At 32.7% G+C, this 15199-nt stretch carries 10 protein-coding genes and 1 tRNA gene; 10 read left to right on the top strand and 1 reads right to left on the bottom strand.

The features are described from left to right. Positions 1-166 precede the first annotated feature (166 nt). From ASD98_RS17995 to ASD98_RS17965, 6 genes are all read left to right on the top strand, one after another. On the top strand, positions 167-1000 hold the full coding sequence (locus ASD98_RS17995; protein ID WP_056207011.1) for a hypothetical protein: 834 nt from the start codon (positions 167-169) through the stop codon (positions 998-1000). 328 nt (positions 1001-1328) lie between these two features. Then, positions 1329-1655, top strand: a complete 327-nt coding sequence (locus ASD98_RS17990; protein ID WP_056207009.1) for a hypothetical protein — start codon at positions 1329-1331, stop codon at positions 1653-1655. Positions 1656-2266: 611 nt separating this feature from the next. Continuing rightward, the gene (locus tag ASD98_RS17980; RefSeq protein WP_056207005.1) at positions 2267-2722 is read left to right on the top strand and encodes a T9SS type A sorting domain-containing protein; all 456 of its coding nucleotides are present in this window, start codon (positions 2267-2269) and stop codon (positions 2720-2722) included. 3 nt (positions 2723-2725) lie between these two features. Continuing rightward, complete coding sequence (locus tag ASD98_RS17975; protein WP_056207003.1) at positions 2726-9415, top strand: FG-GAP-like repeat-containing protein; 6690 nt, start codon at positions 2726-2728, stop codon at positions 9413-9415. Between the two features lie 40 nt (positions 9416-9455). Next, complete coding sequence (locus ASD98_RS17970; protein ID WP_056207002.1) at positions 9456-9941, top strand: hypothetical protein; 486 nt, start codon at positions 9456-9458, stop codon at positions 9939-9941. 33 nt (positions 9942-9974) lie between these two features. Next, a complete protein-coding gene (locus ASD98_RS17965) occupies positions 9975-10436 on the top strand; it encodes a hypothetical protein (RefSeq protein WP_056207000.1) in 462 nt (153 codons plus the stop codon). 748 nt (positions 10437-11184) lie between these two features. Here the strand turns inward: ASD98_RS17965 and ASD98_RS17960 are convergent. After that, a tRNA-Leu gene (locus ASD98_RS17960) sits at positions 11185-11264 on the bottom strand. A 289-nt stretch (positions 11265-11553) separates the two neighbouring features. Here ASD98_RS17960 and ASD98_RS17955 point away from each other — a divergent pair. The 4 genes from ASD98_RS17955 to ASD98_RS17940 all read left to right on the top strand — a co-directional run bounded on the left by ASD98_RS17955 (position 11554) and on the right by ASD98_RS17940 (position 14904). After that, positions 11554-12495, top strand: a complete 942-nt coding sequence (locus ASD98_RS17955) for a ribose-phosphate pyrophosphokinase (RefSeq protein ID WP_056207434.1) — start codon at positions 11554-11556, stop codon at positions 12493-12495. A 126-nt stretch (positions 12496-12621) separates the two neighbouring features. Next, on the top strand, positions 12622-13233 hold the full coding sequence (locus ASD98_RS17950; RefSeq protein WP_056206997.1) for a 50S ribosomal protein L25/general stress protein Ctc: 612 nt from the start codon (positions 12622-12624) through the stop codon (positions 13231-13233). Between the two features lie 294 nt (positions 13234-13527). Beyond that, positions 13528-14154, top strand: a complete 627-nt coding sequence (gene pth / locus ASD98_RS17945; RefSeq protein ID WP_056206995.1) for an aminoacyl-tRNA hydrolase — start codon at positions 13528-13530, stop codon at positions 14152-14154. 138 nt (positions 14155-14292) lie between these two features. Further along, on the top strand, positions 14293-14904 hold the full coding sequence (locus ASD98_RS17940; RefSeq protein WP_053472908.1) for a superoxide dismutase: 612 nt from the start codon (positions 14293-14295) through the stop codon (positions 14902-14904). Positions 14905-15199 lie beyond the last annotated feature (295 nt).

The following is a 15199-nucleotide window of genomic DNA, read 5'->3' as shown; positions in this document are numbered from 1 at the left end:
GAAAGGATTTGATTTACATAGCTTATACAAGTTGAAAACCATTCCATTATTTGTAATCTTTTTTAATTATTTTTGAAAAGAGAAATGTAAAATAACTTTTTTGACTCTTTTGTAATTAAAAGTTGCATACACGAAAGTTGTTGCGTTATAACCTAAAATATTATAAATGAGAAATCTAATTTATCAAGAAAAAATAATTAATGAAAAACTGAATGATTTGACTTATCATTTGGCTCAAGTTGAAAACCTAAATGTAAAATTAGACTTCTGTGGGGAAGGAGAAGATTATTATATTGATAAGCAAATTGAGCAAGCATACGGTCTATTTAATAGTTCGATAAATGAACTTTATTTGATCTTAATTAATTATTTTGAAACGCAAAATAGTAGAGAGCTTTTAACGATTTTTAAAACAGATTTATGCCATATTCTAGATCCTGCTTATAATAGTATTTTAACTTTGGAAGATCCAGATTATGGAAGTATATTTTATGTAAGTGAAGATTTAAATAAAATTAAAAAGTTTTTGCTTCCGTACGAAGCTTTTGATGAAAAAGTAAATAAAAATATTGGTTTAATCTATTTAGAAAATATTCTTAGTAATACTTCTTGTATTATTGAAGAACTTGACAGAAAACCATCAAGCGAAACCATTATATACAATTCTGTTAAACACGTCATAAAAGCTACATTTCCCAACTATATGGAGCCATCCGAGCCATTTGTTAAGCATTCAAAATGCTATAGGCCAGATATATTAATTCCATCTCTGAATACTGCGATAGAATATAAATATGCAACCGATGAAAATAGACTTATAAAAACTATTGAAGAGATTTTAATAGATGTTGCAGGTTATTCAAATCATTCAATTTATAAAATTTTCTATGCTGTCTTTTATGTAACGCCGGGAATATGTACAGAACAACGCTTTCGAATTATATGGGATGAGCAAAAGTTTCCTAAAAACTGGAAATCGATTTATGTTATTGGGAAGTAATTACATCTGATATCAAAGGTGTTTTGATGCAACTAAAAACTTGCCTTAGCTTTAAATTGAGGTGGGTCTAAATAATACAAGAATAGATTATATATTTGTTCTCGTAAAAATAAAATATTAGCGTTAGCTATTTTTCGTGTCAGGAATTCCGACAATTTCAACACACATCGAAAAGTAAGACTGATGCTCACGCTTTGGCGTGGGCTTTGTAGTACTTGTTTGTGTGTGGGCCGTCGGAAGCCTCTGATTAACAAAAGGCTATGAACCCACGCTTTTTCGTATCTATAACTTCGCTTTGGGTTTAAGTGAAAGAACTTAAATCTGTTAAATGAGAAAAATTAAAATTTTTAGTATTGTTAGTTTTTGTGTTTTAATGCTTGTTGGATGCATGTCAGGGAAAAGACAAATAGAAGAAATAACCAGTAAAGTTTATATAGGAATGTCTTTAGAGGACTTTAATAAGGTTGTAAAAAGAAAAACTTTAGTTGCGATGAAGGATGGAGTTACTGTTTATAAAGTTAAACGTCAAGTTTGGTATGATTCAGATGGTAGCGGAGCAGATGTCAGATTCTTTTATTTTTATGAAGGAAAATTAACAAGTGTGGATGAAGGAGAAAGAAAAGTCGATCGTAGAATACAAATTGACAATAGATAAAGTTTTTATAATTAACACATTGTAATTATAGGTTACAATGTGTTATTTTTTAAAAAATTAGTTGTGTGTAGTTGTTCAAATTTAAATTTTTATTCTAAAGTTGAAATTAATGATTATGAAATATTTGATAAATTTTATTCGACATTTATTATTTTGTTTTTTGGCCTTATTCGTTGTCGTTTTGGTAGTTTGGATTTTAGCATTTCCATATCTTATAAATGATTATTTTCCGGGCTATATTCCCTCTTTTTTGCTTAAAACTTTTCCAGATACGGCATTAAGTATATTTTGGTTTTTTATTCTTTTTATATATGCAAGCTATTGGTCTTTGAACAATGAATACAAAAAAAGAAATAAAATTTAGGAAGTCAAGTCCGTCTGATTATTAAATCAATCAAAGGTATTTCTAAATACATACATTACTCATTCAAAAAGCAGTAACTAGGAATTTTCCTAAAGGGAAATGCCCTGAATTACTGGGTATTTATACGTGTTTTTGTCCTATACAGACAGTTTACGGATTCCCAGTAAAAAATATAATCATATTAAGATCATATTTGCCGATTTTTTAAAATATTGTCAAAATCAAATTTAAAAATCATCAAGCATTTATGAAAAAATTCTTTACACTACTTTTATTTTTAATGCTTCTTTTTGCAAAGGCGCAAGATAAACTTGTGTTTACTTATGATCCTTTAACTGGTAACCAGATAAAACGTGCATTATGTTTTGGTTGCACAGGAACTGCAAAATCCTCACAAGACATTAAAGAGATCGAATCATTAACAGAGGAAGATCTTCAGAAATTTTCCCCTGATGATGCCATCTCCTATTATCCAAATCCTGTCAGAGAGGAACTTTATTTGAAATGGGAAGTTATAGATCAAAACATTATTTCATCCATTCAGATTTATAATATTACAGGACAGGTATTGAAAACCTATACCGGAAATGACAATAAAGGCAATATCAATATCTCTTTTCAGGATTACAGTAATGGTGTCTATTTAGTGCAATTAAACTATTCCCAAGGAGACCAAAAAACAATTAAAATTATTAAACAATAGTATATGAAACAATTTTACCTTACAGTTATTCTTTTTTCATTGACTTTATTTGTTAATTCCCAAACTTCAACGGAAGTTGGTATTACCGATGGTCAATTATCTGTTTCTTTATCTGGTGCTGCTAATTATGACGTTCCAATTCTTGTACCTCAAGGAATAAATGGAGTTGCGCCAATAATTAGCCTGCATTACAATAGTCAGGGAGGCAACGGGATTGCGGGTTATGGCTGGGGTATTGCCGGAGTTTCGGGAATTACCCGTATTGCATCTACAAAACACCACGACGGTACAATTGATCCCGTTGATTTTGATACCTTAGACAGGTTTGCCTTGGATGGCCAGCGATTGATCGTAAAAAATGGAACAGATGTGTATGGCGCGCACAATACTGTATATGAAACGGAAAATTATTCCAATATTAGGGTTACTTCTTTAGGAGTTCATCCTAATGGACTCGGTTTTGGTCCTGATTCTTTTAAAGTTGAATATCCAGACGGATCAGTAGCATATTATGGAAGTACTGTACATTCAAGATCTTTGACTACCTGGTCAATAACTACTTGGGAAAACTCAAAAGGTGTTAGGATCAATTATGAATATACATTAGCAAACAATGACTTAAATATTGCATCAATAAAATATGGTGCCCTCTCAACTGGAACCCCTCTCAACGAAATCCAATTTTCATATGTAAACAGAAAACGTCCAGAACAAAGTTATGTTGGAGGTCAAAGCATTTTGCAAACTAATATTTTAAGCGGTATTAAAGTTTTTACAAATGGTATTGGTTTTAGGAACTATTCTCTTGGTTATGATGAAACTTATAAAGATTATCAGAGATTAATTAATATAACGGAAAAGAGTGGAGATAATTCTAAAAGCTATAATCCAACTGTTTTTAAGTATGGTGATTTAGTTAATAGTAATGTAATAAATACTGCTCCGTCTACTTTAGATCTGGCTGGTATTGACTTTCAGACTATGGGAAACGTTTCTGGAGATTTCGATGGAGATGGAAAGACGGATATTATCCTATATCCTAAAACAACAGCGAATGCTAAAAAGAAATACTGGTTATATAAAAATATTGGGGGTTCTTCTTTAAATATAGGTTTTGTAGATAATACTATTGGAGCATTTGAAGAAATATTTCCAACTTCTTTACTAGAAGGGAATATAACAACAGGATTAAAATTATCAACAAAGCAGGGCTGGACGGTAGTAAAGCATGATGCAGCTACGAATGTTGCAAAATTTTCGGCTTATGCATCTTCTACATTAGCTCCAATAGGTTTACAGTATGAAAAAACATATACTTTCCCACAGCTTATTTATTATACTTCACATCCAAGAACATGTGTCAGTTCACGAAAAGTTCAAAATATTTCTAAAATGTATCTAAACGGAGATTTCAACGGAGATGGTCTTACAGATATTATTGCCGTTGAAAAAGAAATTCAATATACATTCTTAGGACCTTGTGATGATGATAATGTACCTGAAGAAGTAAATGAGTTGTATGATGGAACGGTTTATTTTATCAACATGGATAAGCGTCTTACGGGAAATTATGTTTTTGATGCTGGAAGTCTGTCTGTAGATGGTAACTGCAAACTGTACATTGCAGATGTGAATGGTGATGGAAAATCGGACGTTATAGTTATTAGAAGTGGCATTGTGAGAGTTCACTCGTTGAACGCTAATAATGTTTTCGTAAAGGTGTTCGAAAAGCTTGATAGTGCAATAGTTACTGATAAAGAAATATTGCTGGGAGACTATAATGGAGATGGAAAGGCAGACTTTGTAATTCCAAATGCAGTAGACCAAGACAGTTGGAATTTCTTTATGTCAACAGGAACAAATTTTAATAAAGTAAACTGCGCAATAGGTCAAGCATACAAGCAATCAGAAGTAAAAAAGTACTACAATGAAATTATTAATAATAATGAATGGACGACTAGTTTAAATGAAAATACTTTTATGGCCATTGATATGAATGGTGATGGAAAAACCGATATTTTAAATCAGCAGAATTTTACTGTTGAGAAAGACGACAGTGGCAATCAGGTTACCAGACCTTACAAAAGCCCTCAGATGACAAAATTTATAATCTCATTTGCCAAGTCATTTACTGGAACTGTCATGAGTTACATTTCTACATTACCCTTTTATTTCGCCGAAAATAATATAAATAGATTTCCTATACCAATATTTGCAAATTTGAACGATGCAAGTAAAAGTGCTAATTATTTTTTAATAACAGGAAATTCAATTTATGGCTTGTATTCTACCAGAGTAAATAAATATGATGTTTTATTAAACAAGATAACTACTGGAAACGGTGTAACTGAAACGATTTCTTATCAGCCGTTGGATACAAGATCTCAGCAAGGACCATACTCTGTTTATTTTAACAGCAGCAATGTTGACAATTATCCTAATATTGATATTCTTAATGATCCTAATTTTTTAGTTGTTACTATGTTGGAAAAAAAGAGTGCAACGAGTTCTAAAAAGAAGATTTTTCAATATTATGGAGCAGTCTCTAATGTTGAAGGCTTGGGCTTTCTAGGTTTTAGGGGAACAATGCAGACCAATTGGTTTGATGATGCATCTGTTTCTTCCTTAGTCTCAAATGTTTCAAGATTTGATATTACAAGAAGAGGAGCAAATAACGAAAATTACTCTGCACTTGGTCTCTATAACCCTAATAGTGCCATTCCATCCGATTTAATTTCAAGATCAGTAATCGAGTATAATCTGCCGACAGATGCCCTTCAAAGTAATAAGGTATACAAATTAAAAAGTAGTCCTGTTACAGAATATGATGGACAAACTTCAACCAGTAAAGAAGTGAACACTGTTTATGATTCTAACAATAACCCTTTAAAAATTACAACAACTTTCAAAGAAGGAACTACTGATATACAGAAAAATGTAGTGGATGTTGTATATCAAGGTATTCCTGCAGCTCGCTATATGGTCGGACGTCCGCTAAGTAAAATAGTCAATTCTACATTAGGGACTCAATCGATGAAAAGTGAGGAATACTACTTTTACAATAATGACGATCTTCTTTCAAAAGTACAAAGAAAAGGTGATGCAACAACGAACTTAGTGACAGAAGATATCGCTTACGACAATTTTGGAAACATTATAAAAAAGACATTCACAGCAGGTTCTGATATTAGAGAAATGAACTTTGAATATGAAACAACAGGTAGGTTCTTAATAAAAAGCACTGATATTGAAGGTCTTGCTACGACATTTGAATATAATACAAATGGAACTTTGGCATCAAATACAAATCCTTTTCTACAAAAAACTTTATACGAATACGATTCATGGTTCAAAAAAACAAAAGAAACAGATTACCTAAACTTTGTTACGACTTTTACTTATGTAAACAATTCTGGAACTACTGTTCATACAAAAACTGGAAGTGACGGAAGTGTTGAAGAAGACACCTTTGATGACTTGGGTAGAAAAACAAAAACCGGAGTCAAAAATATAATGGGATCTTTCTCTTATATTTCGTATTTATATGACATTTATGATCGTACGTCTAAAGTCAGTGAACCTTATATAGGAACGACTCCTTCTCAATGGAACGAAACGAAATACGACGCATATGGAAGGTTGTCTCAAAGTATTTCATTTACAGGAAAAACAACAGCTCTTGCCTATACGGGACTAAAAACAACTGTGTCAGATGGAACGAAGACTGAATATTATATTAAAAATGCACTAGGTAAAGTAACTTCAATGTACGACATTCCGTCAAATACAATTACTTATTCTTATTTTCCCAATGGCAATTTAAGAGAGACAAATTACGGAGGTATTATTACGACAGTTACCCAAGATGGATGGGGACGAAAAAAACAGCTTATTGATCCTTCGGCAGGTACTGTTACATACTCATATAATGATTTTGGAGAATTAAAAAGTGAGGTTAATGGAAATGGAACAACAACTTATAATCTTAGCAGCTTAGGTAAGTTAGACACCAAAACGATATCAGGAAATAAAACAAACTCTAAGACCACATACACTTATGATTCAGCTTCTAAGCTATTGGTCAAGAGTAAATTTGATGATTTGGCAAATGGAACTAATACAATCACTATTGACTATAAATATGATGCCTCAAAAAGAATTATAAAAAAAACAGAAACAACCCCTTATGCCGTATTTATAAAAAGATTTACTTATGATGATTTAGGGAGGCTTGATTTCGAAAATTCGACCGCAAAAATAGGAGCTAAAATAAGCAGCAGAACTGTGCAAAATACTTATAAAAATGGGGTTCCCTATCAAATCTTAGACAGTATTACTAATAATGTAATATGGCAGACCAATTCAGTTGACAGCAGAGGACAGCTATTGACCGCACAAAGCGGACCAACAACAATTACGAAAAATTATGATACTAATGGTTATGTGAAGCAGTTTAAATTCGATAAAACAACTCCTGTAACAAATATATTAACCTTAGATCAGCTATTTGACACCGCTAAGACTAACTTTACCAGCAGATCTAATAATTTATTTGGCTGGAGCGAAAGCTTTGATTATGATGCTAAAGACCGTCTGACAAAATTCAATAATTTTCTAGGAACTCAGGAAACACAGTCCTATGATGATAAAGGAAGAATCACACAGAATAATTTAGGGACTTATAATTATAATTATTCGAACAGACCATATCAGAATAGTTCTATAGAACCTACTCAAGAAACTTTAGGATATTATGCTAATAGAGAAGGTATCTTTAATGACAGTATGGAGGATAAAATCGGCTGGGGTATTGAAAAATTTCCTAATACAAATTTCTATAGTTATGATGCTGTAAAAATCGGACATGCAGTAGGGAAAAACACTTTAAAACTGGCAAATACATTAACGACCGAACAATATGTATATTCAGATAAGTGGATTGATATCAATAACATTGGACCAACCGAATATACTTATTCTGCATGGGTGTATAGTGACAATCCGCAGGCTCAGATTTTCTTAGTGATGAAAGATGCAGTGGGAGCTCTCTCATATGACAATGTAGTTTCAAATATTACTGGTACATGGACTAAGGTAACCAAAACATTTTTAGTTCCTGCAAATGTGAAGAAAATCCGCCTACGATTAGATAATAATTCTCAAGGAAATATATGGTACGATGATGTACAAATTCGTAAAACAAGTATTCCTCTTGCAACAGCCAAAGAACTTGAGATTTTTTACAATGTATTTAAAAGTCCTGAAGAAATTAAAGAACTTGGAATTGAGCGAATAAATTTTGTTTATAATGATGATAATCAACGAAGTACTATGTTTTATGGCAGCTTTGATGATAAACTGATAAGACCATTGCGCAAACACTATTCCTCTGATGGCACAATGGAAATTAAAGAAAACAGGACAACTAATACTTTTGATTTTGTTACTTATATAGGTGGTGATGGCTATTCTGCTCCAGCTGTAGTTAAAAGTGACGGAAACACACAAAATTATTTATATTTACAGCGCGATTATCAAGGAAGTATTTTAGCCATTACCGATGCAAACGGAGCAGTAGTAGAAAAGCGTTTGTTTGATGCATGGGGAAGTATTATTAAAGTTCAGGATGGGGCTGGTAATCCTCTTAATGGACTAACAGTTTTAGATAGGGGATATACTGGTCATGAGCACCTACAAAGCGTGGGGATTATAAACATGAACGGACGCTTGTATGATCCTAAACTGCATAGGTTTTTACAGCCTGATAACAATGTTCAGGATTTATTTAATATGCAGAACTATAACCGTTATGGTTATGTATTAAATAATCCTCTAAAATATACTGACCAGAGTGGAGAAGTTTGGAATTTTGTGGCAGGATTTCTATTTTCTATTTATGTTCATGGAGGAGCTGCCAGTGGCGAGCTTAATCCTGTAAAATGGAATCTTAATACTTGGATGAGTGCTTTCTCTGCAACTGGTTCTAGTTTGGCTTCATCTTATGTAACAGGTAGTTCTAATAGCTATATAGATAATTATAATAATAAGGCGGCTTTAGGTGCTAGTGCTACTAGCTCTGGAGATGAATATATTCAATTATATAATGCTAAAGAGAACAATGAGAATGCATCAAGATATAATCATGAAGCTTTTGCTTATGCTACAGCAGCGACCGTCGGATTAGCCGCAGATGATGTAACGGTTATAGGTGTTGCAGATGATGTTTTGATTCCGGTTGCCTGGGGTACTGCAGCAACAGTATGGACTTGGGACAACAGGGAAGTTATAAGAGATGATGCAAGGGAAATTGTAGATGCGATACATAGGTCATTAGATCCAAGTGACTTTCATTATGTTACCTATACAAAAACTAGTTTAGACGGTAGATTAGTGTATGTTGGAAGATCTAGTGGAAAAGGAACGCCGGAAGACATTGTAAAAAGACGAGATGCGACTCATCATATTAAAGGATATGGACCTGCAAGTCTTTCGAGTTCTTTACCAGCAACAATGCCGGGAGGCTACGCATCAAGAATAGGAGATCCAGCCTATTGGGCAATTCGTGGTAGTGAACAGATACAAATAGAAGATTGGAGAAAAAAAGGAATGTCAGGAAATCGTGTAAATGGTATTAGTCCAACTAACCGAAACTTAATAAGATATATAGAACACGGACTTAGACTTTTGTTTTAATTTCTTAAATATATAAAAGTAAAATTGTAAATAAAACATTATGACGGAAAAATATAAAATAGCATCTGAAAATCTCGCTAAAGTTGTAGATATTGCAATAACTGTATTTCAAGAGTTTCCTCCAAAGGGTTGGAAAGAGCATTATTTGAGTAAAGATAAAAACCAAATTGATCATTTTGTTGAACTATATAGGGAATTTAAAGAAAATAGTTTAAATCCGGAGCCAAAATTTGCTAATATGCAAAGTTTAAAATATATGATAGATGATGTATTTACATACTTTCAAGAAAGTCATGGTCAGTGTGTAGAGGAGTTTTGGAAACAAATCAAAGCTCAAAATTTGCCTTATAAGCGAGAAAATAAAATGATGAAAATCTTAAAAAGAAAAAAAATTAATAATATCCAAGAATTCGATTTTGTTGTAGATGTTATCGTTCCATATGAGCAGGAAGGACTTATAAATCAAGATGAAGTTGTATTATTAAATACTTTACTCGCTGAATTCGAAACACGTAAAAAGAAGTAATTGGATTATTATAAAAATTAGTTATTCCCATTAATGGATAAATATCGATTAGAGTCTACTAACTTATTAAAAGCAGCTGATATTGCTGTAAGGGTCATTAAACAATATCCTCCAGCAAATTGGGATACTAAGACATTAAATCACGTTGTAAATTGTTATATTGAATGGAAGAATGATGCAGAAAATCCTCAACCTCAATTCGCTAACTTAACAAGTTTAAAATTTGTTATGCAACGTGTATTGACTATGTTTCATGAAGGACATGGAATATTTGTAGAAGAATTTTGGAAGGAAATAAAAAATCAGAACTTACCATATAAACGAGAGAATAAGATGGTAAAAATTTTAAAAAGGAAAAAAATTAATAACATCAGAGAATATGATTTTGTTGTAGATGTTATCGTTCCATATGAGCAGGAAGGACTTATAAATCAAGATGAGGTTATATTATTAAATACTTTACTCGCTGAATTTGAAACTCGTAAAAAGAAGTAATTTGATCTTTCTTGGTCGGCTTGTTGTTAAACGAATATTAGATTTAGAATAAAATGCATGTTTAAGCAATGATAGGTCAATTTTAAATGACAAAAGTTGTCAAATTAATTGATTTAATAATAAACAGGAGGCCACCAATTTTGGTGGCTTCCTGTTTTTTCAGATGAATTTATGGAATATTCTTTTGTTTAAAGAAGGCTATAACGCACTTTATTTAAGAAAGAAATATTTAAGCACAAGATCATACCCCTATATGCGGGACAAGTTTTTGTGGGAAAATTTTTTTATATAAGAGGAGGGGGTGTTTTCATTAGGTTTTTATTCTCAAAATTTTTGACTTTTTTTTGAATGATGAATTACTCTTCATAATTTAGGCTGTTTTGCAGAATATTAAGCATATAATAGAAGTTTATTCCGTTCTTGTTTTTAAAACTTTTTAGCTTTATAAATCGAATCCGAAAAAGATGCTTATTAATTAAATTAAATAAGCTGATTGCCTAGAATTTAGTTGATGAGGTGCAATGTTCATATATTTTTATATTCTGGTAAACAATTACAAAAAAAATGAAAATAAAAAAACGAGAGTTGTTCAAGCTCTCGTTTTATATGTTCAAACGTTGGTTTATGATTGGCATCGTAAAACCATTACAAATTTAAAGTTTTTGATTTTATCGGACAAATAGCGGGTGAGTAAAACAAAAAAAAGCCCGTAATAAGTTGATTTACAACGTTTTTACGGACTTTTTTGTACCCGGAGCCGGAGTCGAACCGGCACGGTTTCCCACAGGTGTTTGAGACCAGCGCGTCTACCAATTCCGCCATCCGGGCTTAGCAGACGAAAAAATAATGATAAATCAATTATTTTAACGCAATAGAATGAGTTCAAAAATGTGCCCATTCCTTTAACACGGTGCAAATGTAAAAAATAAAATTAAATCATCTACTAAAAATACTTAAATATTTCCTTTCAGTGTCCAATAAATTTTATAAATTTGCACCTCGTTAAAACGACGCACACACAACTAACTACACCCGAGGCATTTATACAAGTCTGGCTTTACGTAAATCCTAAAGCCGAATTGTGCAGAGCGCAGCGGAGCAAAAACAACAAATTATAATGTCGCACCTAGAACCAGAAGCTAAAATTTTTGCTTGTTCACAAAGTGTTTATCTTGCAGAAAAAATTGCAGAACAATACGGAATTCCGTTAGGAAAAGTAACGATGTCAACGTATAGTGACGGAGAATTTCAACCGTCTTATGAAGAGTCAATCAGAGGATTACGTGTTTTTATTGTGTGTTCAACTTTCCCATCTGCAGATAATTTGATGGAATTGTTATTAATGATTGATGCTGCAAAGCGTGCATCAGCAAGACATATTACAGCTGTTATGCCGTATTTTGGTTGGGCAAGACAGGATAGAAAAGACAAGCCAAGAGTTCCGATTGGAGCGAAGTTAGTAGCTAATTTACTAACCGCTGCAGGAGCAACAAGAATCATGACAATGGATTTGCATGCAGATCAAATTCAGGGATTCTTTGAAAAGCCAGTAGATCATTTATTTGCATCTACAATCTTTTTGCCTTACGTGCAAAGTTTAAATTTAGAAAATTTGACTATTGCATCTCCAGATATGGGAGGTTCAAAAAGAGCTTATGCTTATTCTAAGTTTTTAGAATCAGATGTAGTAATCTGTTATAAACAAAGAAAAGCAGCTAACGTTATCGACACTATGGAATTAATTGGTGAAGTAAAAGGTCGTAACGTAATCTTAGTAGACGACATGATCGATACAGGAGGAACTTTAGCAAAAGCAGCCGATTTAATGATCGAAAAAGGAGCACTAAGTGTAAGAGCAATTTGTACACACGCTATATTATCCGGCAGTGCGTATGAGAAAATTGAAAATTCTAAATTAACAGAATTGATCGTAACAGATTCAATTCCGTTAAAGAAAGAATCAAATAAAATTAGAGTAGTGAGTTGTGCACCTCTTTTTGCCGAAGTTATGCACATGGTGCACCACAACAATTCCATTAGTGGAAAATTTATAATGTAATTTTTGGCAATAGGCTTTAGGCAGTAAGCTTTAAGCATTTTCCAAAATTCATTAAAAAAGCCTAAAGCTTATTGCTTAAAGCTTACAGCAAACAAGAATATTTATTAATAACTATATTTTTTTACAATGAAATCGATTACAATTAAAGGATCAGAAAGAGAAAGCGTGGGCAAAGTGTCAACTAAAGCCTTACGTAATGCTGGAGCGGTTCCTTGCGTGTTATACGGAGGAAATCAGGCAGTACATTTCTCAGCGGACGCTGCGGCATTCAAAAACTTGGTTTACACTCCAAACGCTCACACAGTTGTGATCGAACTTGGAAAAGGAAAATCATTCAATGCAATTTTACAAGACATTCAGGTTCACCCTGTATCTGACAAAATCTTACACATTGACTTCTTCCAATTATTTGATGATAAAGAAATCACAATGGAAGTTCCTGTGAAAATTGTTGGTACATCTAAAGGTGTTCTTGCAGGTGGTGTTTTACGTTTAAACACTCGTAAATTAAAAGTAAAAGCTTTACCTAAAAATCTTCCTGATTTTGTTGAAGCTGACATTACTCCACTTGAAATGGGTAACAAATTATACGTTACTAAAGTTGGTCAACCAGAATACAAAGTAATGCACCCAGACAACACAGTTGTTGCTCAGGTAAGAATTTCTCGTGCTGCTATGAAAGCTGCTCAAGAAGCTGCAAAAGCTGCAAAAGCTCCTGCAAAAGGAAAGAAAAAATAATTTTTTTCAAATCAATACAAAAAGCATCAATCGAAAGATTGGTGCTTTTTTTTTGAAAGGTTCTGAGATGCTGAGGTACTAAGGCTCTAAGAAAGGTCAAAGAGCCAGAGTTTCAAAAGGCTTAAAGTATTCTTGTTACTAGCATTCAGAAAAGAAAGTGAAAAACAAAATCAGCGTTAATCAATTTAAATCCGCTTCATCAGCGTGCAAATTCTTAACGTGCCTTGCGGTTAAGATCAAATTATCTAATTGTCACATTTTCTAATTACCAACATTAAACCCTATTTTTGCATCATGATAAAATGGATAACAAAACTGTTTTCATCAACACAAAAAGAAGAGAACATAGATAATATGAAGAAATATTTAATCGTTGGTTTAGGAAATATTGGTGCCGAATACGTAAACACAAGACACAATATAGGATTTAAAGTATTAGACTTTTTAGCCAGAAAAGAAAGTCTTTCATTCGAAACCGTAAAACTAGGATCTCTGGCCGAATATAAGTTTAAAGGAAGAACCTTTCTTCTGCTTAAACCAAATACCTACATGAACCTTAGCGGAAAAGCAGTAAAATACTGGATGGACAAAGAAAATATTCCACTGGAAAATGTTTTGGTCATTACAGACGATCTAAACCTGTCATTCGGAACTATCAGAATCAAACCAAAAGGAAGTGATGGCGGCCATAACGGATTGAAAAATATTAATCTGGTTTTAAATACTCAGCAATATACCCGATTCAGATTTGGAATCAGTGATCAATTTAAAAAAGGGCAGCAGATAGATTATGTTTTGGGGGAATGGAGTGAAGACGAAAATTCAAAATTACCGGAACGTTTAGAAACTTCGGCTGAAATTATAAAATCTTTTGGAACAGCCGGCTTAGAAAACACCATGACCACTTTTAATGGAAAATAAAGATTTTCAGTTATTTATATTTTAAAAAACTGATTTATCATTAATTAAATTGAATTATAACGAAATAGTATTTTCAATTCCAAAGTTAAATGTCTAAATTTGGGATAAATTATTATAAACCATAAAAATCCTTATATCATGGCTTTTGAATTACCACAATTACCTTATGCATATGATGCATTAGAACCACATATTGATGCACGTACAATGGAAATCCACCATACAAAGCACCACAATGCATACACGACAAATCTTAACGCTGCTATTGCAGGAACAGATTTAGAGGGAAAAACAATTGAAAACATCTTAATTAACTTAGATAAATCTAACGCAGCAGTTCGTAATAACGGTGGAGGTTTTTATAACCACAACTTGTTCTGGACTGTAATGTCTCCAAATGGAGGAGGATTGCCAACAGGAGATTTATTAGCTGCTATCGAAGATTCTTTCGGAACTTTCGAAGAGTTTAAAGCAAAATTTGCTAAAGCTGGTGCAACACAATTTGGATCAGGATGGGCTTGGTTAACAGTACTTAAAGGTGGAAAATTAGAAGTTGTAGGAACACCAAATCAAGATAATCCATTAATGCCGGAAGTTGCTGGTAACGGTGGAACTCCAATCTTAGGAATGGATGTTTGGGAGCATGCTTACTACTTAAATTACCAAAACAGAAGACCAGATTATATTGAGGCTTTCTTCAGTGTAATTAACTGGACAGAAGTTGCTAGAAGATATGCTTTAGATAAATAGTCTAAGAAAGAGAATAGAATAAAGAGTAAAGAAAAAAGACGGATGGCCTGAGCTATCCGTCTTTTTTTATTGTTATTTAATATTAAAACTATGGTCAGCAATCTTTATTCTTTGCTCTATATTCTTTGTTCTTTAAAAAAAAATAAAAAAGGCGGAATCTCTTCCACCTTTTTTGCCCCAAATCTACCATAAACTTAACCTACTAATGTTATGGTTTTATAAATGTATGACAGTTATTTTTATTAAGAAAATTTTTCGGATGAAAGGTAAATATATCCGATGAAATGAATGCAAT

The sequence above is a fragment of the Flavobacterium sp. Root186 genome, assembly GCF_001428525.1.
Taxonomy (GTDB): domain Bacteria; phylum Bacteroidota; class Bacteroidia; order Flavobacteriales; family Flavobacteriaceae; genus Flavobacterium.
Note: the sequence above shows the minus strand (reverse complement) of the source record. Positions and strands in the feature narration are given on the sequence as shown.